Raw genomic sequence first — 25287 nt, forward strand, 5'->3', positions numbered from 1 at the left:
TTTGCCCGCAGGGCGTTTAACCACGTGCTCTAAAAGCCTAGCTCGTCCAATAAGTCGTCGACTTGATCCTGCCCAGTGACGATATCAGGTGCATTGTCCCTTACTTGCGGCCCATTCAAAAGCTCTTCGTTACGCCGTGCATTGTCGCTTTTCCACTGATCCTCGACCTTGCGCTGCATCGTTTCTCGTGCATGGGCGCCCGGCGCGTTTTCGATCAGCACCTGTACCAGCTGATGTTCGATCTCTTGGATCACGTCCATCATCTTCTTAATCACCTGGCCGGTCAGGTCTTGGAAGTCCTGGGCCATCATAATTTCCATCAACTCTTTGTTGGTCGCTGAGGCCATATCGGGCACGTCACTAAGATAAGTCCGTGTCTCAATGACCAACGCTTTGGCCTCATCGAGCTCTTTGGGGGCTTCAAACCACTCGGCCCAGCGTTTATCCAAGGCGCTGGCACGGTCCGACAACTGATCCTGGAGCGGCTGCGCACGATCAATGGCATTGAGCGAGCGGTCTGCTGCCTGTTCTGTCATGGTAGCGACATAGTGCAAGCGGTCACGCGCATCCGGAATGGCTTCTGCCGCTTTCTCAATCTCTTTATCCAGCCCCAGCTCACGCATATTTTCGCGCAGCATGCGCGTTAATTTGCCAATGCGGTGAATTAGGTCTTCAGCGGCGTCTTCAGACAGCTGGGCAGAACCGGGCTGCTCATTCTGACTCATTATGTGGTCTCCTCGTTAACCAGGCACGCAGGCCTAGCCGCTTTATTTACCCATTTTGTCGAAGATTTTATTGAGCTTCTCTTCAAGGGTAGCGGCAGTGAACGGCTTGACGACATAGCCGTTAGCGCCCGCCTGAGCGGCCGCAATGATATTTTCTTTTTTTGCTTCAGCGGTCACCATCAACACAGGAAGTCCCTTCAAGGCCTCATCCTGGCGGATCTCCTTAAGCATCTCTAAACCATCCAAATTCGGCATATTCCAATCGGAAACGACGAATTCAAAGTTGCCTGCACGCAGCTTATTGAGCGCGTCTTGACCATCTTCTGCTTCATCCACATTGGTGAAGCCCAGTTCCTTAAGCAGGCTACGCACGATCCGACGCATGGTAGGAAAGTCATCTACAACCAGGAAACTCATATTCTTATCTGCCATCGGTCATCCTCTCGTCAATACATGGCACATGGGGTGACTGGTAAGTACAGTCAGGGGTTAAAACGCTTCCTTAAAATTCTTCCCACTCTTCGTGGTCACTGCGCTGCGCGGCAGGCCGACGGGCTGGCTGGTCGGCTCTGGCGGCAGGCATTGTCTGAGAGGTCGAAGTCGCTGACGGTAGCGATTGATGCGCCGCCGCCTGCATACCCAACAGTTTGAAGACTGCAACGGCCTGCTCTAAGCGATTGGCCTGCTCTTCCAACGAAGCCGCAGCAGCAGACGCTTCTTGCACCAGCGCAGCGTTTTGTTGAGTGACTTGATCCATCTGGCCAACGGCTTGGCTGACCTGTTCAATGCCGTCGCTCTGCTCTTGGGAAGCGGCAGAAATTTCATCCATGATATCGGTGACCCGGCGTACCGCGGTGACGACATCAGACATCGTGGTACCTGCCTGCTCGACCAGGGTGGAGCCTTGTTGGATCTGCGTTACCGAGGCATCAATCAGGGTTTTAATCTCTTTGGCAGCATCGGCACTGCGGCTGGCCAAATTGCGCACTTCCCCCGCCACGACCGCAAAGCCGCGGCCTTGCTCGCCGGCACGCGCCGCTTCTACCGACGCATTGAGGGCCAAGATATTGGTTTGAAAGGCAATCGAATCTATAACGCTGGTGATATCGGCGACTTTTTTCGAGCTGGTAGAGATGCCGTGCATGGTCTGAACCACTTGCGCGACGACTTGGCCGCCACGTTCAGCAGTGGTTGAAGCGTCAGCTGCCAACGTACTGGCTTGGCGGGCGTTATCGGCATTCTGTTTTACCGTCGCGGTCATCTCTTCCATGCTGGCGGCAGTTTCTTGAATCGATGCGGCCTGCTGTTCAGTGCGCGATGAGAGATCGGCGTTGCCGCTGGCAATCTCACGGGTACCGTGGTGAATCTCATTACTGCCTTCACGCACCCGGCTAACGATATTGGTGAGGTTCTGCTGCATGGTGCCCATAGCACCAAACAGGCGGCCAATTTCATTTTTACCCGCTTCTGGCAATGGATCGGTCAGATCAGCCTCTGCAATCGCATCCAGGCGCTGAATGGCGCCTCTTAGTGGTGCAATCACCGTACGGCGCAAACCTAAGTAGGTCACTAAGGTCATCAGCAAGGCAAAGATAACTACCCCCGCATTAATCATAGTAAACAGATTGCCCTGAGCCGCTGCATCGGTGCGAATAGCATCTACCCGCTGGAAACCGTACTCAACAAACGCCGTCATACTCGTTGCCAAATTGCTTAATGGCTCAACCAGCTCGTCACGTAGGTTGTTGTAGCTGGTCACATCCATATATTCGAAAGTTTCGTGTTGCTGCTTAACTAGCCCGAGTACAGACCGAAAATCTGCAGTTAAAGCGTCCCCTAACGCTTTTCCTTGTGGCGATAGAGAAGTTGCAGCAAAGCGTTCAAAACGCTCCTCTGCCCGCGCAATGCGATCACCAGCGATGGCGACTTGTGCATTGGATTGCTGGGTCTGGCCGACCATCAAATAGTTAGAAGCGGTTTCCATCTCCAGCATCGCTTGGTTTAACAGCGAGTCGGCACGGTTAATCTCATTTAACTGCGCATCGCTAATACTACTGAGCGTCGACAGATTACTTTGTGAATTGCGGTCGGCCACAACCGCCATGCCCGCAATTAATAATATTAGGGTGGTAAAGCAGACGAGTGCCGTGACCACAGCGGCGTGGATACTCAAATTGCGTAGTAAACGATTCATTGGGAGTTCCCTTGCGAGCTTATTAATTTTTATGCCACTTTTTCACAATGCTTAGACTAGCTTTAAGCTAAGTATAATGATCCGCCCTAAACGCGCTGCGCGCGGCCTGAGGCTGCGATTAGCGCCATCATGCGCGTGGGAATGTCGTCTAACGCCACCACTTCCACCGCACCACCCACCGCAATGGCCTCACGGGGCATGCCGAAGACCACACACGTTTGCTCATTCTGGGCAATGGTCGGCGCTCCCGCTTGTCGCATCTCAAGTAAGCCTGCTGCGCCGTCTTTACCCATGCCGGTCAAAATCACTCCAATGGAATTTTTACCTGCGTGCTGCGCCGCGGAGTGAAATAACACATCTACCGACGGTCGGTGGCGGTTTACCGGTGGGCCACTGTCTAAGCGCGCCACATAGTTAGCGCCACTCCGCGCTAATTTGAGATGCTGATCACCGGGGGCGATATAAGCGTGCCCTGGTAGAATCCGCTCGCCATCAGTCGCCTCTTTAACGGTAATTCGGCATAGCCGATCTAAGCGCTCGGCAAATGAGCGGGTAAAGCCGCCAGGCATATGCTGAGTAATCAAAATGGCGGGGGCGTTAGCCGGTAGGGGCTCAAGCACTGATCGAATCGCTTCGGTGCCACCGGTTGATGCACCAATAATAATCAGCTTCTCGCTGGTGACTAACGGGGCCTTTAAGGCGACAGGCGGCGGGGTATTTTTATGCCGCGCCTGGCGAGGCCGAGAGCGCGCCGCAGCACGTATTTTTTCGGCGATCTCGTCGGCGTACTCCATCATGCCATTGCGAATACCCAGGCTTGGCTTAGCAACAAAATCAAGCGCACCAAGCTCAAGCGCGCGCAGGGTAATTTCCGAACCGCTTTGGGTTAGCGACGACACCATGAGCACCGGCATGGGCCGCAGACGCATTAAGCGTTCGAGAAAATCCAGGCCATCCATGCGTGGCATTTCGACGTCTAGGGTCAACACATCAGGATTGTGCTGCTTGATCAAATCCCTGGCGGCAATAGGGTCAGGCGCTACCGCAACGACTTCCATATCAGACTGGGAATTAATAATTTCCGTTAATAAATCGCGAATTAGCGCCGAATCATCGACACACAGTACTTTGATCTTGGCTGCGCTCAAAGCACGCCTCCTCTTGCTGTAGACGCCTGATGTGTGATTGCAACCGCTGGAGCCACAGCGCCTGAAGCGATCATAAAGACACGACAATTGTTCATTTTTTTGCCAGGGTATAGACGGTCTGGCCGCGTAGTTTGAAAGCGTCGCTGATATACGAGAAGTTTTCTGAGTGGCCGGCAAACAGCAACCCATCCGGCTTCATCAGTGGCGCAAATCGCTTGAGTATTTTTGATTGAGTATCTTTATCAAAATAAATCATGATATTCCGGCAGAACACCGCATCAAAAAGCCCCTTAATTGGCCATTGCGGCGCCAGCAGGTTAAGTGGCTGAAACTCGACGAGGGCCGACACTTCAGGCCGGATCCGCGCAAAGCCTGCATGGTTACCGGTACCTTTCTGGAAAAAACGCTTTACCCGCGCTTCATCAAGCTTGCGCACCTGTTCTAGCGGGTAGACGCCTGCGCGGGCTCTAGCCAACGCATCTGTATCGATATCGGTGGCAATCACTTTGGCTTGTGACGCTTTAGCGCCTAATGTTTCTAAAAGTGTCATGGCTAGTGAGTAAGGCTCCTCCCCAGTGGAGGCTGCCGAACACCAGATTGTGACCGGGTCTTGCTTATTTTTTATATGCTCAGCGAGCAGCGGAAAATGGTGCGCTTCACGAAAAAAAGCCGTGAGATTGGTCGTCAGTGCGTTGGTGAACGCCTCCCACTCCTTAGCCTCGGGCTGGCGATCCAGGCGCTGCAGATAATCGGTAAAGCGCGTCAGGCCATGGTGGCGTAGCCGCTTGGCCAGGCGGCTATAGACCATTTCACGCTTATGTTCTGCCAGCACAATCCCGGCACGCTGATAAATCAGTTCACGAATGCGCTTAAAATCCGCATCGGTGAGTATCAGATCGCGCTCGATCTGATTATTGGATGCCCACTGACCTGCATCTACAACCCCTTCACTTTGTTCGGTCAAAACGCTTCCCACTCCTCTACTGAGGCTGCTTGCCGTTTAACGGGCGAATGAGGCGACGTTGCACTAGGCGGCTGAGCGGCCAATGCGTTCGGCGTCTGCGCGACGTGTTTGGTTGCTGTTAACGCAGGCGGACGTAAAGCGCCGTTGCTGTTTAAGCGAAATGCTTCCACTGATAGCGCTAATAGTCCCGCCTGTTTCTCTAAGGAAACAGCCGCGCGGGCCGTCTCTTGAACACGCAAGGCATTACGCTGTGTCGCTTGATCCATTTCTGCCACCGCCTGGTTGACCTGCGTAATCCCATTACTCTGCTCTTCAGAAGCGGCCGAAATCTCATGCATAATTTGAGTCACGCTACGTGCAGCTTCTGCCACTTCGCCGATCGCCTCTTCAGCTTTGGTTACCAAACTGGAACCGGCGCTAACCTCGCGATTAGAGCCATCAATCAAGCCACGAATTTCTTGAGCAGCACCTGCACTGCGGCCCGCCAGATTACGCACCTCTTCGGCAACCACCGCAAAACCACGCCCATGCTCGCCAGCACGTGCCGCCTCTACCGACGCATTCAGCGCCAGAATATTGGTCTGAAAAGCTATTGAGTCGATCACATTGATGATATCGGCCATCTGCTGGGAGCTTTGGGTAATCCGCTGCATATTGTCGACCAGCTGTGCCATTAGCTCGCCAGTATTTGTTACCTGGATAGCATTGTTATCGGCTAAGCGGCGGGCTTCTTGAGCATTTTCGCTGTTTTGCCGCACAGTAGAGGTCATTTCTTCCATGCTGGAAGCCGTCTGCTGCAGAGAGGCCGCTTGCTGCTCAGTGCGCGCCGATAGCTCTTCATTACCACTGGCAATGTCCCGGGCAGCAGGAGTGACAACATCAATACCCCCTTTGACGTCGGCGATGATGCTGCTGAGGCTCTTGCGCATGGTGTTGAGCGAGTCCATTAACTGGCCCACTTCGTCACGCCTCGGCGGTGGTACTTTTGTCGCCAAATTTCCGCCTGCAATTTGCAGCGTAAAACGCGCTGCACTTTTTAAGGGACGAGTAATCGAACGCAGCGTCAATACACCAATCAAAATGAGCAACAATAAACCAACGCCAAGCACGATGGTTTGCGCACCGAGCATGGTGGCTTGCCCTTGCTGGGCGTCAACGGCCATGGATTCCGCTGCTTGTTGTTTCTGGGCAATCAGTTGATTAACCATTCCTGACAAGTCGCGACCATCGCTGTTCATCACGTTGATGACTGCATCTAATCCGGTAAAGGCTTGATAGGTTTCTTCCGCTTGCAAAACACTGGCAGCTTGGCCCATACCATTGTCTAAAAATGCCTGTAACTGCTGATCAAACTCACCGGCGAGTTCGGTTTTATTGACGTCTCGAGAGTAGTATTCCTGCCATACGGCGGCGACTTCTGCAGTGCTCTCTTCAATACTTTCGCCCATTTCAAAACGCTGATTGATGAGATCCATACGTTCCGGCTCAATCATCGCTTGCCGGGTTTGGGCGATGGTTTGATCGATTTGCTGCAAGCGAACGACATCACGCAGACCATCATTATTTAGCTGCGCCAAACGCTCGCCGGAGGCATTTAAGCCATACAGCCCCAAGCCGCCACTCATAAGCAGTAGCACCCCAGCCACCACAATCATGCCTGCCAATCTTGCCCGAATGGTATCGAGCCGCACTCGAGCCAGACGGCTGAACAGCCCTTTCTGACGTAAACGACCTTTATCCAAATAGAGCCGTTTATTGCGTCCTTCACGTAGGTCAGCGTAAGCCCGCTCCGCTTGCTCAATAGCCTGCCGTGCGGCTTGAACACGTACCGAGGTGTAACCCACCACTTGTTCATCTTCGATAATCGGAGTCACGCTGGCATCCACCCAGTAGTGGTCACCGTTTTTGCAGCGGTTTTTAACCAGCCCGCGCCACGTTTCCCCCGTTTGCACGGTTTGCCAGAGGTTTTCAAAGGCTGCTGGCGGCATATCGGGGTGACGTACCAGGTTATGTGGCGCACCTATCAGCTCTGCGTGGTCAAAACCACTAATATCGATAAACGCGGGGTTCGCATAGGTAATACGCCCTTTAGCATCGGTACGTGAGACTAAGAAATCATCTTCTTTTAACTCGATTTCACGCTGAGAGACTGGCTGGTTATTCCGCATGATCTACCTTTTTAGTGTTTGTTATTCATTAAGAGCGTGCCTGCCCTACCAGACACATTAAAACGATGCCCACTCTTCGCTGTGTTCTGCTGATTGTTTGTGACTCGCTAGGGGCGAGTGTGCTACTACAGCCAGGGCTGGCGTAGGAATGGCAGAAGAAGAGTGATGGTTTGATGTTTCAGTGACACGGAAGCGCTCCACTGCTTCACGTAAACGAGCCGCTTCACTTTCCAGCTCATTGGCACTTCGCGCCGCCTGCTGAACCAGTTGGGCATTTTGCTGCACCACCTGATCCATTTGTGCAACGGCTTGATTTACTTGGCTAATACCGCTGCTTTGCTGTGCAGAAGCGGCGGCAATATCATCCATAATGTCACTAACGCGCTGAACAGCCGCCACTAGATCTTGCATCGTTTGCCCGGCTTGATTGACGCGCTGGGTGCCGGTATCGACTTTATTGAGCGAGGCTTCAATCAGCGTACGGATCTCTTTTGAAGCAGCGGCACTGCGGCTGGCCAGGCTACGCACTTCCTGTGCGACCACCGCGAACCCCTTACCATGTTCGCCAGCACGAGCAGCCTCTACTGAGGCATTCAGCGCCAAAATATTGGTCTGAAACGCAATATTATCGATAACCGTTATGATATCCGACACTTGGTGTGAGCTAGCGCTGATCTCTTGCATGGTATCAACGATTTGCCCGACTTCTTCACCGCTACGTCGTGCAGTTAACGTCGCGCTACCGGCCAGTTGGCTGGCTTGGCGAGCGTTCTCAGCATTGTGGCCTACCGTAGAGGCTAACTGCTCCATGCTGGAGGCGGTTTCTACTAACGAAGATGCCTGCTGCTCTGTGCGTGAAGAGAGGTCGTTATTACCACTGGCAATTTGCTGGGAGCGCTCATAAATCGATGTACCGCTAGTACGCACGGTGCCTACCGTTTGGGAGAGAGAGCCCTGCATATGAGCCATCGCGCTGTAGAGACGCCCAATCTCATTGTTACCCGGCGAGGTAATGCGTTGGCTTAAGTCACCCTGCGCCATGCGCTCAAAATGACCCACCAAGCGATCTAACGGGCGCAGCACGTTGGCGGTCACCCCCCAGATCACCACGATAACCGTGGCCACCGTCATCGCTACGATGCCGAGTAACGCCCAACGTATTGTGGAGGCAAACGCACTGAAGGCGGCTTGCTGGGTCTGCACATCGTTCGATGCTTGCACGATTGCCGCGCCATGGTGCAATGCATAAAGGCCGATACCACTGGCAACTAAGACGAGTACTGATAGGGTCGCAAGCACTAAGCCCCAACTTAAACGCACCGTCATATTATTCATTAATTGCCGCATTTGCTGTGTCACGCCCTTTTCTCCACGCACAACCTGCGCTCTCGGTGCTTTCCATAGCGCGAGAGTGCATCATTAGGTAGAACGTAACCGGCATGTCCCTTATGCCTTGTTGTTTAGGTTTAGTGACTGCTGGTGCTGTCGACTAGCGCCATCTCTTCGCTGGTCAGCAGCTTGTCGATATCGACCAATACCAACATGCGATCATCTAGGCTACCTAAGCCACTCAGGAAATCAGACGAGAGCGTAACGCCAAATTCCGGTGCGGGCTTGATCTGATCGGGCGTCAGCGTCATTACGTCCGAAACGCCATCGACCACGATGCCGACCACGCGGTCTGCGACATTGACGACGATGACCACCGTCTGGCCGCCGTACTCGACGTTTTCAAGATGAAATTTAATACGTAGGTCGACAATCGGCACAATCACGCCGCGCAGATTGGTGACCCCTTTGATAAAATCAGGCGCATTGGCGATCCGAGTCACGTTTTCGTACCCACGGATTTCCTGCACTTTCAAAATATCAATGGCGTACTCTTCATCACCCAATGAAAACACGAGAAATTCGCGGTTTTCGGCTTCTGCGGCTAATACCGCCCCACTGTTGGCTTGACTCATAACGGCTCAGCCTCCTTGAAAAATGAAAAGTTTTGATTGTTCACTACTTTTTTGCCTGCTTCTTTTTTGTACCGGCTTAAGCGATGTAAACCGGTAATATCCAGAATTAACGCAACACTGCCATCGCCTAAAATGGTAGCGGCCGAGATCCCCGGCACTTTGCGGTAATTGTCTTCCAAATTCTTAACCACGACCTGCTGCTGCCCAATCAATTCATCCACCAGCATGGCGTAACGACGGCCTTCGCCCTGCACAATAACGGCAATGCTTTTGGTGGGATCGGTAATGGCGTTCTCAACATCCAGCACTTCGTGAATAGCGATAACGGGCAGGTACTCATCGCGCACTTTGATGACCACATCGTCGCCAGCCATGGCGTACATATCGTCTTTAGAGGGCTGAAGCGACTCAAGCACGGTTGACAGCGGCAGTATGAACGTTTCACCGCCGACTTTAATCGACATACCGTCCAGAATCGCCAACGTCAGCGGCAATACGATGCGCGTATTGGTCCCCTCACCTAGCTTCGACTGAATTTCGACGCGACCGCCCATGCTTTGAATGTTGCGCTTAACGACATCCATACCCACACCACGGCCGGAAACGTCGGTGACCTCTTTGGCGGTAGAAAAACCAGGGGCGAAGATAAGCTGAAAAACCTCTTCGTCAGACATGGAGTCAGAGACGTTAATGCCATTTTCACGGGCTTTAGCAAGCAGACGGTCACGATCCATACCGGCACCGTCATCGCGCACTTCAATCAAAATATTACCGCCTTGATGGCGCGCCGATAGCGTTAATTTACCTACACGCGGTTTGCCAATCGCTTCACGTACATCAGGCATTTCAACGCCATGATCAAGGCTATTGCGCACCAGGTGGGTTAATGGATCGGTGATCCGCTCCACCAGGCTCTTATCCAATTCGGTAGACTTGCCTTCGGTAACCAGCTCAATCTCTTTACCTAGCTTCCCGGCGGTGTCGCGCACTACGCGTGGAAAGCGACTGAAGACAAACTCCATGGGGATCATACGAATCGACATGACCGCCTCTTGGAGGTCACGCGCATTGCGTTGAAGCAGGCTCATGCCATTTTGCAATGAGCTATTACCCACTGACTGATCTTCTAAATCACTAACCGTTTGATCAAGCATCGACTGGGTGATGATCAGCTCACCCACCAAGTTGATAATTTGATCGACTTTATCCACAGAGACGCGGATTGAAGATGACTCGGCGGCGGCTTTTTTAGGTTTCTCTTTGGTCGCTGCTTTTGTCGGGCTCGCCTTTGAGGCTGTTTTTTCCGCAGGCGCTTGCGGCACAGGAGCCGAAGCTTCTGGCTCAGAGGTTGCTGGCGCGGAGTTTGATGACTCAGCAGCAACGCCCTCGACAGCCGTAATCTCAATCTGATCTGGCTCGATAATAAAGCACATGACCGCTTCAATATCGTCTGCACTGTCGCTACTTTTAAGGATGACTTCGTAGCGCTTTGCGTCGCCGGATTGGGACTGCACTTCGCCAAGCTGCTCTAACTCTTCAACCAGCAAAATGCGGTCTTTATCGACAACATTCAGCAGTGCCACTAACAGAAGTCCGTTTGCGCCTTGCTCTTCGCTACTGCTTGCTTCTGCGCTGTTTTCGCTGGTAACAGGTGAAGCCTTGGGCTCAGCCGCTGGAATAGCGGGTCCATCTAACTGTTGCCCAATTTCATCCAGGGCAATCTGTTGTAGCGTTTGGCAAATGCGCTCAAATGCCTCTTGGTTTGGCTCCTCTTCGCTACGGTAGGCATCGAGTTGCTCATGCATGATGTCTTTAGCCTCTAAAAAGGTATCCACGAGGTCGGCGCGCAGCGTTAGCTCACCTTTACGTGCGTAATCGAGAAGGTTTTCCAAAATATGCGTGGTTTTCTGTAACACGACAAAACCAAAGGTCCCAGCTCCCCCTTTGATCGAGTGGGCGGCACGGAAAATAGCATTGAGCTGTTCACTGTCTGGATCATCAACATCCAGCTCCAACAAATGCTGTTCCATATCCGACAGCAGCTCTTCTGCCTCTTCAAAAAAGGTGTCAAAAAAATCCGCTATATCCATTCACCGCTCCACCCTTAACGTCGCTTTTATGAAAGGCTCTGACAGGCTCAGGTCACTCTGGGTCTTGCGCCTGAGGCTCGTCTTGTTGTGGTAATTCTGTTAGCGCTTCAGACGCATCGTCTGGCAGTGAAGCTCCCGGGCCCATAATGGCTGGATTACGGATCGCTTCGGCTATTTCTGGCAGCAGCACCACCAGCTCTATGCGCCGATTAATGGGGTCTGTTGGCTCAGTCTCCGGCAACATGACACGGTCTGCAAAGCCTGATACGCGAAGCAATTGATCTGGGTCAAACCCGCCGGCAATAAGCTCTCTACGCGACGCGTTGGCGCGATCATTGGAGAGTTCCCAGTTGCTATAGCCGCTATAGCCTCCCGCATAGGGAACGCTATCGGTATGGCCCCCAATACTTAGTTCATTGGGTAGCTCGTTAAGTAGTGGTGCGATAGTACGCAGTAGGCTGCGCATATAAGGCGCGACTTGGTCGCTACCCAACTCAAACATGGGCCGCTGATCCGTATCTAATAACTGTATGCGAAGCCCTTCTCGAGTGAGGTCAAAGCGCATCTGAGAGCGCAACTGACGTAGCTCGGGATCTCGCTCGATAGCTCGCTCAATACGCTCTTGCACATTCATAAAGAAGCGTCGATCCTGCGAACTAGGGCGAGAGCGCTGAAGGCTATCAATCATTGCCCGCTCCCCATCGCTATGAGTGGGATCCGGCCCACCGCCAGGAATCGCACTGGTACTACCCGAACGATCGCCCCCCGTAATGGCGCTAATCAGTGGGGTACTGAAATACTCTGCTACGCCCCTGCGCGTCTCTTCGCTGGAAACGCTCAAAAGCCATAGCACCAAAAAAAAGGCCATCAGAGCGGTCATAAAATCCGCTAGGGCAATTTTCCAAGCACCACCGTGATGGGTATGGACGACTTTTTTGCGTCGAATAACGATTGGACGCTTGTCACCACCCTTACTCATGCGCTACCGGCCTTTTTTGCATCTCTCACATACTCTTCAAGCTCTATAAAGCTCGGGCGCTCGGCGGTAAAGAGTGCTTTGCGGCCAAACTCAACGGCCAACTGCGGCGCGTACCCATGCAAGCTTGCAAGCAATGTAATGCGAATACACTGCAGCATTTTTTCGGCTTCTTTAGCCTGCCGTTCGATGTAGCTTGCGAGAGGGCTAACAAAGCCATAGCCCAGCAAAATACCCAAGAAGGTGCCCACTAGCGCTTGGCCGATCATTACGCCCATCTGAGCTGGCGTAGCATCGGCATAGGTGAGTGTTTTAACGACCCCCATCACCGCCGCCACAATGCCGAAGGCAGGCATGGCATCGCCGACTTTGGCAATGGCATCAATGGGGATATGGGCTTCCTGCTCGAAGACTTCAATTTCATGTAGCATCAACTCATCGATTTCCATAGGCTCCATCCCGCCACTGACCATTAAGCGCAGATAGTCCGTCAGGAAATTCATGATGTGGGGATCAGCTAATACCGTTGGGTGCTCTTGAAACAGAGGGCTCTCTTGCGGGTTATCAATATCGCGCTCAATGCCTAGCATGCCCTCGCGGCGAATTTTGGACAGTAGCTTGTACTGCAGCGCCATGAGCTCCATATAAAGCGCTTTGTTATATTTTTTCGCCCGTTTGAGCCGCGGCAGAATTTTAAACGTTGCTTTGATCGCTTTGCCATTGTTGGCAGCGATAAATGCGCCAACCCCCGCACCGCCAATGATGAGTAGCTCTAGCGGTTGGTAGAGAGGGCCTAAACTGCCGCCTGCCAGTACATAGCCGCCAAATACAGACAGCAATACAATCACATAGCCTAGAGGTATCAGCACAAGCAAGGTCCTTGCGGTATTCAGTATTAAGTAAGGGAACCAAAACTTAGCCACCTGATCTGATGATTAAGAAATGTTCCATCCAAAGCACAATTTAGTCCCATTATACTAGGGCTAAGCTGCTGTTTAATGAAAAAGTACCATTAGCTTTTGTGGCTATCTACGCCGTTGCACTCATATTTTATTATTAAGTACCTATCCCTACGTCTTATACCTTAATTACAGCTAATGGGCGCGTAGAAGATTGAGTTGTTACATTTTTTCACTATTTTCCTGCTGGGCTTTGCGTGTTTTCCCCGCCCGTGAAGGTGGTTGGCATATGCCACATACATAGTGCTGTGCAGGGCTATGCGCATGTGCCACAAACTGCCCGGTGCAACGCGTACACTGATTGCGCTGTAGCAAGTCACTTTCAAAAAACCGTACTAATGTCCAAGCGCGCGTCAGCCCAAGCACCGGCTCCACCTTTTCCAACGACATTTGCTCGTCATAAAGCCGATAAGCTTTAACGAAGGCATCAATTCGTTCACAACCTGCGGTCTCTTTTAGGCTGATATAAATGTTGAAAAACAGCGACGAATGAATGTTGGGTAGCCAAGTAATAAACCAATCAGTAGAGAACGGTAGCATCCCCTTGGGGGGCGACATGCCCCGCACTTCCTTATACAGCTTGATCAAACGCGTGCGGCTTAATTCCGTCTCGGTTTCCAGCACCTGCAAGCGCGCACCCAGCTCAATCAACTCGATTGCCAGTTGCACTTGGTGCATTTCATCGACCAAGCTTTTCTGGCTCACTTCACTTCTCCTGACGGCATTGGCTCAAATGGTTCGCTAGCCAGCAGCAGCGAAGCATGGAGCCCAGCCAAACCCTGGTCACGAGGGTTGTCAGTGAGCTGGCGCAGACGCTCGGCACTCGTTTGGCTGAACCGGCACAATAGCTGGCTGGTGCGTGCCAGTTTGGTAAGCTGACGAGCATTGAGCGACACAAGTAGCTCAGCAACCTCGCTATCTATTTTCAGGCGAAACATGGCGGCCTCGCGATCTTCATCAAGCAAGCGCTGCGCCAGAAGTAAATAAGCTAAATTTATTTCCTGAATTTCATCGAGAAAGTTGGTTTGACTCATGATGTCCCATTAAATGACTCAGGCGCGATATGTTGACCATTGTACTGGCGCCATTAATGACTTTTTATTACCTATCCTCATGGTTGCATACAACGTCTGTAATTGGCTACTCAGGCATTTCACGATGACTTAGCCCTTCTTCTGAAAGCTCAAACACCCATACCAAGAGTTCCGCGACAATTTGATAGAGTCCGGCGGGGATTTCCGCGTCCAAATCTAGCTGCATCAAAAGCGCTACCAGCTCGGGCGCATCGTGCACATAAATACCCTGACGCTGTGCCTCTGCCATAATGCGCTCGGCCAGATCTCCATAGCCTTTCGCCACAACACGAGGGGCACGGTCATTCTCTTGGTAAGCCAGCGCAACAGCTTGACGACGACGCTCACCCGGCGTGTCCATGGGCTACCTCCGCTTCGACATAACGTGCGCGAAGCTGCACTTTCTGTAAGTCTAAAGCACTCAGGCGCTTCTCTAACGCTGGTAAACCAGCGTTAATTCGTTGATGGGCCTCTGTGCTTTCAGTGGTGAAGTCGATACTCAGCACATTTCGGTAGAGCCATAACGAAGCATTGAACGACCCCAAGTTAGGAACGTCTAGCCGCATATCTGAGCGCCAACCACCCTCTGGCTCACCCTCTTGCTGCTTGTTCTCTTGCCCCTCTTCACGAGCGGGCAAATTAATCACTAAGGCCATAAAAATACCTGCCCAAACATCGCCTTCCCAGCGAATAGTGGGCATCACCAACATCTCAAGCTGCTGACGCACTAGGCTCTGTAGGCTTTCATGCACGACATCCCGCGCTGGACGGTTAGCTATCAGCTCAGTCACTTCCCTTGCGTGACTTAGATCTACTCTTGCTTGATTACTCTCAGGCGCTGAACTGGGCATAGCAGCTGAAGGCGCCTGGGTAGCCGCACCTGGTGAATTCATAAGCGGAGCAGCCGCCACTAAATTCTGCCGAGGCGCCAAGCCATTTTCTTGAGTCACCGGTACTAACGGCACGTTAGGCAGGATAGTTACCCCTTGCCCAGCCGCCTGAGCCCCCGGTGTGACCAATGGTGCTAATCCCGTTAACCCATTGGTGACGCCCAACCCAGCGGGTAACAAGGGCGCCAAAGGGCGCGGCCCAGGCTGCATTTGAGGTTCATTCATTAACTGTTGGCGGGTTCCCGCGCCCTGGAACCACCGTTTTAAATGCGACTCGTAGAACAGCCCGCTGTCGCGGATGCTCGCTTCCAAGCGGGTCGCAACGGCGCTGACTCCGGGTGCTTCTGGGCTGGTGAAAAGAGGCGCTTCGGGTCGCATGACGGAGGGAGGTGCTGGAAAGCGCAGCAGCACGTCAGCAATAGTTCGTGCAGCGGGGCTAAAATGGGTTTGGGTTGACCCCGGCGGAGAAGGCAGCGGCTCACCGCGGGGTAGCGCTTTTCCACCATCAAGAGGAAGGGGCAAGCGCTTTAAATCATTTAATGGTGTCGCTGGCGCTCTTCCATCTAAATTAGCGTCACGCATTACGGCACGCGGCCCTTCTCCAGGCGCAACGGGCTTAACTGGTTGATCTAACGCCCGCTGCAGCGACACCTCCCCTTGTCGCCCTAACACTTGGTTCAAGAGCGTATCAATGAGAGGGGTAATACCGCTCACGATGACCCCGTAACATCAGCATCATCGGCGGCATAGGACACCCCTGCGCCCTGCTGGGGTGCATAAGCGCGATGCAAGTCGCGCTGACGTTGCGACACCCCAATTAGCTTACCCAGCTCATCTCGACGTGCTACCAAGCGACGCCGGATATCAACATCGTGCTCAAGTATGCTCTCAAGCAACTCTGCCTTTCGTTGTTGGGCAGCACCGTCAAGCAGCACGGTCGCATCCAACTCACGCAGTTGCTCCACTAACACAACATAGTTGGTACGTTGGTCAATGAGCTCGGCCCACTGCTCAGCATTGGCAAGTTCATGCATGTATTCAACGCTGCTCAATAGCGCTTCGTAACTAGCAAGCAATGACTGTTGAGCATTTTGGTCACAAGCGGTGGTAGAAGCTAACATTATTGCCTCACGCGCTCTGCTGTTGGCCAATATCGCGCCACGCTGAGCCAATATCTTCAAGCAAACGCTCGGCTTGATTTAAGCTCTCTTCATCGTTACGCAGATTAGCCGCCAACAGCAGGCGTACAATATAGTCATACAAAGACGCTAAGCGCTCGGCAATTTCTCCACCTTTCTCCTGATCGAGCGCGGCGGCGAGACCGTTATTAACGATATCAAGCGCTTTTGATATCGATTTACCTTTCTCAGCTATATTGCCTGCCTGCATATGAATGCGGGCAGCGCGAATAGCCGCTTGAGCGCCGTCAAATAACATCACAATAAGTTGATGTGGGTCTGCCGACATCACTCCGCTTTCTACGCCGATACGCGCATAAGCGTTAGCTCCACGCCCATAGGCGGCGCCACCGCGAGAGTAAGTCATAAGCGGAACTCCTGTGCGTGGTTTGGTTATCGCCTATAGCGGGGAACCACGAAGATTAAAAGATATAAAACAGCAAACTGCACGCTGCTACTATTAACTATCGGCGCGAGCCAGAGGGACTTTAACGTCTCGCAATGCTTTTTTACCCAGGCCTATTTGACGGCAACGAATGGCTAACCATTCACTAGCGCTTTTTGCACTTTCAGGTAGAAACAGCGATTTCGCCTACCGTTCGCCCAAGCCGCTCAGTGACATCGTCCTTTACTATCGCCCCGACATTGTCACGCATGGGCGGTTCAGCTTGCGGTGCAAGCAACACCTCGGTGGGATTACCCTTTGCATCTAGGCGCAATATCCAACCCTGTTGCTGGCTGGAAAAACGCGCCAGCGAACCCACAGGTAGCCCCTTGAAATGCTCGATATAGCGCTTGATCCAACGCATATCGAATTGATGTGGATGCTGTAATAAATGACGATAAATTTGCTGTACCGTTTTAGCGGGACGATCAGCGCGGTCACGCCTCATCGCCTCGACCACATCAACAACAGCACTGGCTTTCGCTAACTCACTGAGCTCAGTCCCACCTACTCCCTCAGGATAACCACTGCCGTCCATACGCTCATTAATCCCTCCAATAACGGCCTGCACAATCGCCACTGACAGCCACTGACAGCCGTGCAAGCGATCTAACAGCAACTGGACATGCTCGCTGACTACTTTTCGATGACTTGCCTCAAAATGCGGCGCCTTAAACAACACCTGGGGAACCAGCGCCTTGCCAAGATCATGAATAAGACCACTGGCGACAATCGCTTTGCGCAATTCTCGCGGCATACTCGCGCCCACAAAATCAAGCAAATGAATGGCCACTGCAATGCCGTGGCGCACCACCAAAGGCTCTGGAAATAAGCAGCGGGAGGCAAACAGCAAGGCTTCACGATCCTCATCGTGAAGATCCAATATTCGATCAGCATAACGAGAGAGCTGGCGCCCATCGATATCACTGCCTTGCTGCAACGATAGTAGCTGCGCATCTAAATAGGCGGCTACCTTTACCAGTCGTCGCGCCATCGGCGTGGCGTAACGCTTAACATCTCGTCGCCCCAGTAGCTCGTCTGCGCCAGAACGCTTATTCGGTAATACAAACAGTGGAGAGGGCTGGCGCTCGTCCTGTTGCTCTTTGTTATAACGGGCAGCCTCACGTTCAATTTCACACACAAAATACCAAATTTGGCGTTCTTGCTCCGCGCTGCACTCAACGAAGTTAAAACCAACACGCAGCAGGTGCCGTTCAGCATCAGTTTTTTGATGCCGGGCATCGCCAAGCACTTCAAAATAAGTGCCGTCAGGAAAGGTAAACGCCAACTTTAGCGAGTTAGCATCTTCTGCCAATAGACCACTGGCCGCTAACGGCAACTCAAGTTGGCAGCCGTCTTGGGAAAGGTCTTTTAGCTCGCCAGCCACCTCGGCATCCCCACTACCCAAACTGGCCGCCACCACCATCCCCATTCGCAACTCGGCGCGAAAGGATTCACGGCGCTGAAGTACGTCTAACGTCGCAGGGTAATCACTGCAACACAAAAAACGCCCACCTGCATGGCGCGTTTCCGTCAAGTGCAAGAGAGGTGTTTGAACCACTTTCCCCTGAGCCTGCCCGCGCAAGTAGAAAGCAGCACCGCCCTGCAAGTGGTGAAGCAAATAATCAACCGAGGAGAGATCCATCACCAAGGTTTGGTCCCGATGCTGCTCCATCAATACAATAGGTTCTGGACGCGCATCAGCCGTGGCGAGACACAGGGATACTCCGCCCGTTTCAATTAGCGCGTTCAGCAGAGACTCAATTACCGTTGTGCTTGCTACTGTTTCAAACTCATCCTGCTGCGCTGCCATGCTCGCCTCACTTACTCTTATGCGTTAATTAGTTCACCGCAAAGCGCAGAAGCATATCAGATGCCAACAGCGGGGCGTATGCACAAAAAGCCATCATTCCTATGCTTATTAAAAGACTATAGAAGCAGAGGCAGAAGAATATGTATCTGGCTCTTGCGCCAACAAACAGCCCCCCCCCGGTGCAGCATAAAGTTTTTCTGCGCCATGCCGATAAAAAGGTAGAGGCGTATATTGATAATTAAAAATCCAAGCTGAAGCCGCCGTTACTCGCTGCTGCACCACAACCGGTTGCCAAAGCTAACTAAAGAGGAATGTGCCCCATGAGTTCATTACCCCCTGCTGAAGCAACCAAGCCGCTGACCTCGGTTCTCACCAACCTAAACCCGGGACAACGGCTAGAAAACACGCTGGCCCAGCTAGCGCCAACGAACATTCAAATTAAAAATATCGACCAAGACGAACGAGAAATCTCCGCTGACAAACTTATCGAGCCCATTCAACGCATTAACGAAGCGATGCGCCCACGCGGCTTAGAGTTTGAGTTAAGCGAAGAGACATCACGCGTCATTACACGAGTAATCGACCGAGAGTCTGGAGACGTCATACGCCAAATTCCCGCGGAAGAAGTACTAAAAATTGCTGAGCGGCTAGAGGCAATGCAAGGGCAGATCATCTCTTTGGAAGCCTAAAGCTCTACACTTGCATATTCATAACGTCACGATATGCAGACACTAAGCGATTGCGAACCTGAAGCCCCATTTGAAAAGCAACGCTGGATTTCTGCATATCAACCATCACATCGTTGAGCTGCAAGTTAGGGTCGCCCGCCTGGAAAGCCATCGCCTGGCTGTTAGCCGTTTGCTGAAGACGGTTAATACGCTGAATGGAAGCCTGCAATTCACCGCCAAAACCGCCGTGCCCTACCGCTGTTGACGCCTGAGCACCGCTAAGAGGCTGCGTGGATGCCGCCTGAGTTGCCAAGCCTTGCATTTGTTGTAGCGTAGCCTGTATTGCGGGAGTGCTCATACGCTTACCTCAATTCGCAAAAAAGAACTAATGCAAAAAGCCTAACACTGAAGTGATTAACCTCATACAGACAAATGCGCATAAAAAGCGAAGCTTATCGCTCCTTTAGGCTGGACTAGTCACCGGATAATGGCGTCCATCACAATTCCGCTTCATCATTTTGGCGGATAACCGCGATTGACGGATATAGCCTATGCCTTCTTTGGTGATGCGCCTGGGCCGACGCCAGTTTTGCCTGCCCCTTAGGAGGGTCGCATGAGCGAAACCGGTGCAACGGCAGGCCGTCAAACTAGTACGAATCAAGCCGCCCCTCGCAGTGGCGGTACCGCTAATGGAAATTCCGAACGTGATGCCGCCAGCGACTCGGCCTTTGGGCGTACGCTGAAGCAACTGCGTGGTAATCCATTGGTGGCGCTACTCATCGCCGGCGCCGCCTCTATTGCCATTGTGGCAGCCCTCTTCATGTGGGCAAGCAGCCCAGAGTATCGCGTTCTTTATAGCAACTTGAGCGAATCCGATGGCGGCGGCATTATCAACGAGCTTGATGCCCGCGGCATTCCCTATCAGTTCAGCGAGGGCGGCCAAGCATTAATGGTGCCTAGCGACCAAGTCCACACCTTGCGTTTGCAACTAGCTGAGCAGGGCCTTCCCCGTGGTGGCAATTTGGGCCTGGAACTGATGGATAGCCAGGCGTTTGGGATTAGCCAATTTGCTGAGCAGATTAATTATCAGCGCGGCCTGGAAGGCGAGCTGGCGCGCTCAATTGAATCACTAGGGCCAGTCGAAGGCGTTCGTGTTCACCTCTCCATGGCCAAACCATCGGTATTTATTCGCGATCGTGAACCTGCGAAAGCATCTGTGGTGCTCACGCTATTACCCGGCCGCGTGCTGGGTGAAGGGCAAGTTAGCGCTATCGTCCACATGGTCTCAGGCAGCGTTCCCGACCTTGCTGCTGAAGACGTCACCGTGGTTAACCAGGATGGTCGCTTGCTGTCTGCCGAAACAGGCAGCGGAAACGATCTCGATGGTTCGCAGCTTGAGTATATTGTCGAAGTTGAGCGCTCCTACCAGCAGCGTATTGAACATATTTTAACGCCCATTTTAGGTCGCGATAATGTGCGTGCCCAAGTTGCCGCACAAATAGACTTCTCACGACGCGAGGAAACGTCTGAACGCTACGGCCCCAATCAGCCACCTAACGAAGCCGCCGTGCGTAGCCGTCAGCTCAGCCTTGCCTTTGATGGCGAAGACCCATTGGCCACTGGCATTCCAGGTGCGCTAAGCAATACACCGCCAGGCACCCTGCCCTCCCCTATTAATGAACCAGCGGAAGAGGGCGACCCAGAAGTTGACGACCAGCAAGAGGACGCGCCCCCTGAAGCGCTGCGTAACTTACGCCAAGACGACGTTATCAACTACGAAGTTGATCGCAGCATTGAGCATGTGCAACACCGTCTCGGCCAGATCGAGCGGCTATCGGCGGCAGTGGTAGTGAATTACCGCACAGAAATGAATGACGAAGGCGAGTGGGTAGATGTTGCCCTAACGGACATTGAGATCGCTCAAATTGAGCGCCTGGTTCGTCAAGCAATGGGCTTCTCGCAGCTTCGTGGCGATGAGGTAGAAGTCGTCAATTCACCCTTCGCGCGCAGTGTTGATGAAACCACTGACGTCGTGTGGTGGCAGCAACCCAACACCCTTTCAATAGCCGCCACTGTAGGTCGCTACTTGCTGGTTGCGCTGGCTATCTTATTACTCTACCTACTGATTTTGCGCCCCTTAATTAAGCGCTATACCCAATCCCCGGTTATGGCAACTGCAGTACCTGGCGGTACGTTGGCCGCGAGCGTAGGCGACGAAGATGGCGAAGAGGGTGAAGAGTCCTCTGATGAGGGCGATGAGACCTACGCTAAGCCCAAGCGGCGGCGTAAGACCTCACTTTATGAGCATAACCTCAATGACCTGCGTGAAATGGCCCAGGAAGACCCCCGCATGGTCGCGATGATCATTCGTAGCTGGATGAATGCTAATGAGTAGTTCAATTGCTGAAATGAGCGGTGCCCGCAAGAGCGCCGTCTTATTGCTTGCACTCGATGAAGACAGTGCCGCTGAGGTGTTTAAGTACCTTGGTGCCAATGAAGTGCAAGAAATTAGTATGGAGATGGCCCGTCTGAATCAGGTCTCCCATGACGACATGAAAGCGGTGCTCGAAGCTTTCCATAAAGAAACCGAAGAGTTTGTAGCGCTTAACCTGAATTCAAGCGACCACATTCGCTCGGTGCTGACCAAAGCACTGGGTAGCGAACGCGCCACTAGCCTGATCGAAGATATTCTCGAAACGACGGGCGGCAACTCTGGCATCGACGCACTCAATCTCATGGAAGCCTCCATGGTGTCTGAGTTGATTCGCGACGAACATCCACAAATTATTGCGACTATTCTGGTTCACCTGGATCGTCATCAAGCTGCTGATATCCTGGAGCTATTTGAAGAGAAGCTACGCAATGATGTCGTTCTAAGGATTGCCACCTTTAGCGGCGTTCAGCCCGCCGCCTTACAGGAACTGACCGAAGTGCTTACCAGTATGCTCGACGGCCAGAACCTCAAGCGCAGCAAAATGGGCGGCGTAAGAACAGCGGCCGAGATTCTTAACTTAATGAACTCTTCTCAAGAAGAGACCGCCATCGAAACAGTTCGCTCGCACAGCGAAGATTTGGCACAGAAAATCATCGACGAAATGTTCCTATTCGAGAATCTGCTCGACCTCGACAACCGTGCCATTCAAATGGTGCTTCAGGAAGTCGATACCAACTCGCTGGTGGTGGCCCTTAAAGGTGCTCAGGACGCCTTGGTGGACAAATTCCTGCGCAATATGTCGCAGCGCGCCGCCGATTTAGTGCGCGAAGATATGGAAGCCCGCGGCCCCATCCGTGTCTCTCAAGTGGAGACCGAGCAGAAAGCCATTTTGCAGGTTGTGCGGCGCTTAGCTGATTCAGGTGAAATTGTCCTAGCAGGTGGAGATGATGAGTATGTCTAATACTCACTCGCCTAAATTTGATCGCCATGGCGATTGGCGCCGCTGGCAAATGGATGAGCTGGCCACCACGGCTGAGCGCGTTGCTGATGGCGAGGAACCCACGGCTCACCAACGCAAGGTACAGGCGGCGCAAAAGGCAGCCGAACTGGCGCGCCAGCGTGAAGAGAAAGAGCGCCAGGAACTCCATGACCGTATTCGCCTGGAAGCGGAAGAAGAAGGCTATAAGGCAGGCTTTGAACAGGGCCACAAAGAGGGAATGGAAAAAGGCTTGTCAGAAGCCGCTGAGCAGGCACAAGTGGAGTTACAAGAGCAAATTCGGCTAACCGTTACCCCGCTACAAAGCCTTGCAAAGCAATTCTCTGATGCACTAGAGCGCATTGACGACACCATCGCCCATGACCTGGTTGAGTTAGCGCTAGCGACCGGCAGACAGCTTGCCAGTGATGCCATACAGGAAACGCCTGAGCAGATTTTAGCGATGGTGCGCGAACTTCTGCACACCGAGCCGCCCTTGGTAGGTCAGCAGCGCTTGTGGCTCAATCCCAATGATCACTCTTTGGTAGAAGAACACTTAGGTAATGAACTTAAGGCCGCCAACTGGAAGCTGCAGCCCGATGATCAACTTGCCCGTGGCGGCTGCCGGGTCACCAGTGCTCAAGGGGAAATTGACGCGACTTTCGAAAGCCGCTGGCAGACCATTCAAGCTCAGTCGCGCAAACGTGGCCTCAATTCACCACCACCTTCTAACGTCCCCACATCCTAGGCATATACGCTATGGCAGATACTACCTGTCCCCATCAACATCGCTGGAATAAGGCAGTGCGACGCACGCAGCAGCGCGTCAGTCATTTGCCGCGTTACCGCAATAGCGGTCGCGTCATTCGCGCGACAGGTATGGTGATTGAGGTGGTCGGGTTACGAGTGGCCGTCGGCAGCGCATGTCGCATTGAATTACCGGGCAGTGATGGTCGCTTGGCTGATAGTGACAAACACGCTGAAGCCGAGGTGGTCGGCTTCGCCGGTGACAAACTTTTTTTAATGCCGCTAGAAGAGGTTTCCGGGTTAATGCCTGGCGCACGCGTTTCCCCATTGGATGAAGGCGGTAGCAACAGCGCACGGCGATTCCCAATAGGCGAAGATTTGCTAGGCCGCGTGCTTGATGGCAACGGCAACCCGCTTGATGATCGCGAAAACTTACTCAAAAACATAGAAGAAACGCCTCGTGCAACACTCAGCACGCCCTCTCTTAATCCCCTTTCACGCGCCCCTATTGAAGAACAGATCGATGTCGGCATCCGCGCAATTAATGCGCTGCTAAGCGTAGGGCGAGGGCAACGGATGGGGCTTTTTGCAGGTTCGGGGGTAGGTAAATCGGTGCTGTTAGGGATGATGGCTCGCTATACCAAGGCCGATGTGATTGTAGTTGGCTTGATTGGTGAACGGGGCCGTGAAGTACAGGACTTTATCGACAATATTTTAGGCCCGGAAGGTCGACGGCGTGCCGTGGTAGTGGCGGCCCCCGCTGATACCTCGCCACTGCAACGCTTACAGGGCGCGGCTTACGCGACCCGCCTAGCGGAAGGCTTTCGCGATGAGGGCCGTAATGTGCTGCTGATTATGGATTCGCTGACTCGCTATGCCATGGCCCAGCGGGAAATTGCCCTGGCTATCGGTGAGCCACCCGCCACCAAAGGCTATCCGCCGTCAGTGTTTGCCAAATTACCTAGTTTAGTAGAGCGCGCAGGCAACGCTGAGCGCGGCGGCGGTTCGATAACAGCGTTTTATACAGTTCTTACGGAAGGCGACGATCAGCAGGACCCGATTGCCGATGCTGCTCGCGCCATCTTAGACGGGCACATTGTGTTATCAAGAACGTTAGCAGAAGCAGGACATTATCCTGCCATTGATATAGAAGCGTCCATCAGCCGGGCGATGACCTCGATCACCGCTCCTGAGCAACTCCAGGAAGCGCGTGTTTTCAAGCAGTTGTTTTCGCGCTACCAGCGTAACCGGGACCTTATTAGTGTCGGTGCCTACAGCCCTGGTCACGACCCACAGCTCGACGAGGCGGTGAAACGGTTCCCTTCATTAGAGAACTTCCTTCAACAAAATATTAATGAGAGCGCAACGCTTGCCGATTCTCGTCAAGCGTTGCGCTCACTGGTGGGAGGGCGTACATGAGTACATCGCAACTCGAAATGCTAACCGACTTAGCCAGAGACTCTCGCGATCAAGCGGGCAAAGTACTAGCGCAAGAGAGACAAACAGAGCAGCAAACGACCGCTCAACTACAGTCGCTGCTGAGTTACCGAGCCGAGTATGCTGAGCGATTGCAGAAAGCGATGCGCGATGGCATTGACCCTGCCACCATGTACAACTATCAACAATTTCTAGCCTCGCTGGATACAGCCCTAAGCCGTGCCCGGCAAGCGTTAGCGACACAGCAGGCAAGCGTTCAGCAGAGTCAAAAGAACTGGCAACAAGAGCAGCGCAAGCTCTCTTCCTACGATACACTGGCGTCGCGTCGACTGTTAGAAGAGCACCGCCGCAGCGAGCGTCATGAACAAAAAACTAACGATGATCTGGTGACTAGCCGTTTGGCTCGTCAGCATAACGACACTCCGCATTAGCGGTGCC

General features: G+C 52.9%; 25 protein-coding genes. 6 read left to right on the forward strand and 19 right to left on the reverse strand.

What is annotated here, in order from left to right; translation table 11 throughout:
• Window positions 1-29: 29 nt before the first annotated feature.
• From cheZ to CXF87_RS05705, 18 genes are all read right to left on the reverse strand, one after another.
• The gene (gene cheZ / locus CXF87_RS05620) at window positions 30-725 is read right to left on the reverse strand and encodes a protein phosphatase CheZ (RefSeq protein WP_101145817.1); all 696 of its coding nucleotides are present in this window, start codon (window positions 723-725) and stop codon (window positions 30-32) included.
• A 42-nt stretch (window positions 726-767) separates the two neighbouring features.
• Complete coding sequence (gene cheY / locus CXF87_RS05625; RefSeq protein WP_009097747.1) at window positions 768-1157, reverse strand: chemotaxis response regulator CheY; 390 nt, start codon at window positions 1155-1157, stop codon at window positions 768-770.
• 70 nt (window positions 1158-1227) lie between these two features.
• Complete coding sequence (locus CXF87_RS05630; RefSeq protein ID WP_101145818.1) at window positions 1228-2919, reverse strand: methyl-accepting chemotaxis protein; 1692 nt, start codon at window positions 2917-2919, stop codon at window positions 1228-1230.
• Window positions 2920-3005: 86 nt separating this feature from the next.
• Window positions 3006-4067, reverse strand: coding sequence for a protein-glutamate methylesterase/protein-glutamine glutaminase (locus tag CXF87_RS05635; RefSeq protein WP_101145819.1), 1062 nt, complete (start codon window positions 4065-4067; stop codon window positions 3006-3008).
• A gap of 91 nt (window positions 4068-4158) precedes the next feature.
• Window positions 4159-5031, reverse strand: a complete 873-nt coding sequence (locus CXF87_RS05640) for a CheR family methyltransferase (protein ID WP_101145820.1) — start codon at window positions 5029-5031, stop codon at window positions 4159-4161.
• A complete protein-coding gene (locus CXF87_RS05645; protein WP_101145821.1) occupies window positions 5028-7199 on the reverse strand; it encodes a methyl-accepting chemotaxis protein in 2172 nt (723 codons plus the stop codon). Before CXF87_RS05645 ends, CXF87_RS05640 begins: the two co-directional genes overlap by 4 nt.
• Before the next feature lie 57 nt (window positions 7200-7256).
• Window positions 7257-8546, reverse strand: a complete 1290-nt coding sequence (locus CXF87_RS05650; protein ID WP_101145860.1) for a methyl-accepting chemotaxis protein — start codon at window positions 8544-8546, stop codon at window positions 7257-7259.
• A 119-nt stretch (window positions 8547-8665) separates the two neighbouring features.
• Window positions 8666-9163 carry a chemotaxis protein CheW gene (gene cheW, locus CXF87_RS05655; protein ID WP_101145822.1) on the reverse strand — a complete coding sequence of 166 codons (498 nt, stop codon included), beginning with the start codon at window positions 9161-9163 and terminating at the stop codon, window positions 8666-8668.
• Window positions 9160-11253: a chemotaxis protein CheA gene (gene cheA, locus CXF87_RS05660; protein WP_101145823.1), complete on the reverse strand. Its 2094-nt coding sequence runs from the start codon at window positions 11251-11253 to the stop codon at window positions 9160-9162. Before cheA ends, cheW begins: the two co-directional genes overlap by 4 nt.
• 52 nt (window positions 11254-11305) lie before the next feature.
• On the reverse strand, window positions 11306-12232 hold the full coding sequence (gene motB / locus CXF87_RS05665; RefSeq protein ID WP_101145824.1) for a flagellar motor protein MotB: 927 nt from the start codon (window positions 12230-12232) through the stop codon (window positions 11306-11308).
• Window positions 12229-13098, reverse strand: a complete 870-nt coding sequence (motA, locus tag CXF87_RS05670; protein ID WP_101145825.1) for a flagellar motor stator protein MotA — start codon at window positions 13096-13098, stop codon at window positions 12229-12231. The genes motB and motA overlap by 4 nt, the downstream gene beginning before the upstream one ends.
• A gap of 252 nt (window positions 13099-13350) precedes the next feature.
• The gene (gene flhC / locus CXF87_RS05675; protein WP_101145826.1) at window positions 13351-13893 is read right to left on the reverse strand and encodes a flagellar transcriptional regulator FlhC; all 543 of its coding nucleotides are present in this window, start codon (window positions 13891-13893) and stop codon (window positions 13351-13353) included.
• Window positions 13890-14222, reverse strand: a complete 333-nt coding sequence (gene flhD / locus CXF87_RS05680) for a flagellar transcriptional regulator FlhD (RefSeq protein WP_101145827.1) — start codon at window positions 14220-14222, stop codon at window positions 13890-13892. Before flhD ends, flhC begins: the two co-directional genes overlap by 4 nt.
• A gap of 106 nt (window positions 14223-14328) precedes the next feature.
• Window positions 14329-14622: an EscU/YscU/HrcU family type III secretion system export apparatus switch protein gene (locus CXF87_RS05685; protein WP_101145828.1), complete on the reverse strand. Its 294-nt coding sequence runs from the start codon at window positions 14620-14622 to the stop codon at window positions 14329-14331.
• On the reverse strand, window positions 14606-15865 hold the full coding sequence (locus CXF87_RS05690; protein ID WP_198556015.1) for a flagellar hook-length control protein FliK: 1260 nt from the start codon (window positions 15863-15865) through the stop codon (window positions 14606-14608). The genes CXF87_RS05685 and CXF87_RS05690 overlap by 17 nt, the downstream gene beginning before the upstream one ends.
• Entirely contained in the window at window positions 15862-16272 is a 411-nt protein-coding gene (fliT, locus tag CXF87_RS05695) for a flagellar protein FliT (RefSeq protein WP_101145829.1), read from the reverse strand. The genes CXF87_RS05690 and fliT overlap by 4 nt, the downstream gene beginning before the upstream one ends.
• 7 nt (window positions 16273-16279) lie before the next feature.
• Window positions 16280-16696, reverse strand: coding sequence for a flagellar export chaperone FliS (gene fliS, locus CXF87_RS05700; RefSeq protein WP_101145830.1), 417 nt, complete (start codon window positions 16694-16696; stop codon window positions 16280-16282).
• Window positions 16697-16898: 202 nt separating this feature from the next.
• Complete coding sequence (locus tag CXF87_RS05705) at window positions 16899-18587, reverse strand: HD domain-containing phosphohydrolase (protein ID WP_101145831.1); 1689 nt, start codon at window positions 18585-18587, stop codon at window positions 16899-16901.
• Window positions 18588-18907: 320 nt separating this feature from the next.
• On the opposite strand from CXF87_RS05705, the gene CXF87_RS05710 reads away from it, so the two are divergent.
• Entirely contained in the window at window positions 18908-19276 is a 369-nt protein-coding gene (locus tag CXF87_RS05710; protein ID WP_101145832.1) for a flagellar protein FlaG, read from the forward strand.
• 4 nt (window positions 19277-19280) lie between these two features.
• Here CXF87_RS05710 and fliE read toward each other — a convergent pair whose 3' ends face one another.
• On the reverse strand, window positions 19281-19613 hold the full coding sequence (gene fliE, locus CXF87_RS05715) for a flagellar hook-basal body complex protein FliE (RefSeq protein WP_101145833.1): 333 nt from the start codon (window positions 19611-19613) through the stop codon (window positions 19281-19283).
• A 255-nt stretch (window positions 19614-19868) separates the two neighbouring features.
• Here fliE and fliF point away from each other — a divergent pair, with 255 nt between their 5' ends.
• From fliF to fliJ, 5 genes are read left to right on the forward strand one after another with little or no spacing between them, the layout of a single operon-like run.
• The gene (fliF, locus tag CXF87_RS05720) at window positions 19869-21650 is read left to right on the forward strand and encodes a flagellar basal-body MS-ring/collar protein FliF (protein ID WP_101145834.1); all 1782 of its coding nucleotides are present in this window, start codon (window positions 19869-19871) and stop codon (window positions 21648-21650) included.
• On the forward strand, window positions 21643-22650 hold the full coding sequence (gene fliG, locus CXF87_RS05725; RefSeq protein WP_101145835.1) for a flagellar motor switch protein FliG: 1008 nt from the start codon (window positions 21643-21645) through the stop codon (window positions 22648-22650). Before fliF ends, fliG begins: the two co-directional genes overlap by 8 nt.
• Window positions 22643-23413: a flagellar assembly protein FliH gene (locus CXF87_RS05730; protein WP_101145836.1), complete on the forward strand. Its 771-nt coding sequence runs from the start codon at window positions 22643-22645 to the stop codon at window positions 23411-23413. Before fliG ends, CXF87_RS05730 begins: the two co-directional genes overlap by 8 nt.
• Before the next feature lie 11 nt (window positions 23414-23424).
• Entirely contained in the window at window positions 23425-24831 is a 1407-nt protein-coding gene (fliI, locus tag CXF87_RS05735; RefSeq protein WP_101145837.1) for a flagellar protein export ATPase FliI, read from the forward strand.
• A complete protein-coding gene (gene fliJ, locus CXF87_RS05740) occupies window positions 24828-25280 on the forward strand; it encodes a flagellar export protein FliJ (protein ID WP_101145838.1) in 453 nt (150 codons plus the stop codon). The genes fliI and fliJ overlap by 4 nt, the downstream gene beginning before the upstream one ends.
• Window positions 25281-25287 lie beyond the last annotated feature (7 nt).

The sequence above is a fragment of the Halomonas sp. MES3-P3E genome, assembly GCF_002836035.1.
GTDB classification, from domain to species: domain Bacteria; phylum Pseudomonadota; class Gammaproteobacteria; order Pseudomonadales; family Halomonadaceae; genus Vreelandella; species Vreelandella arctica.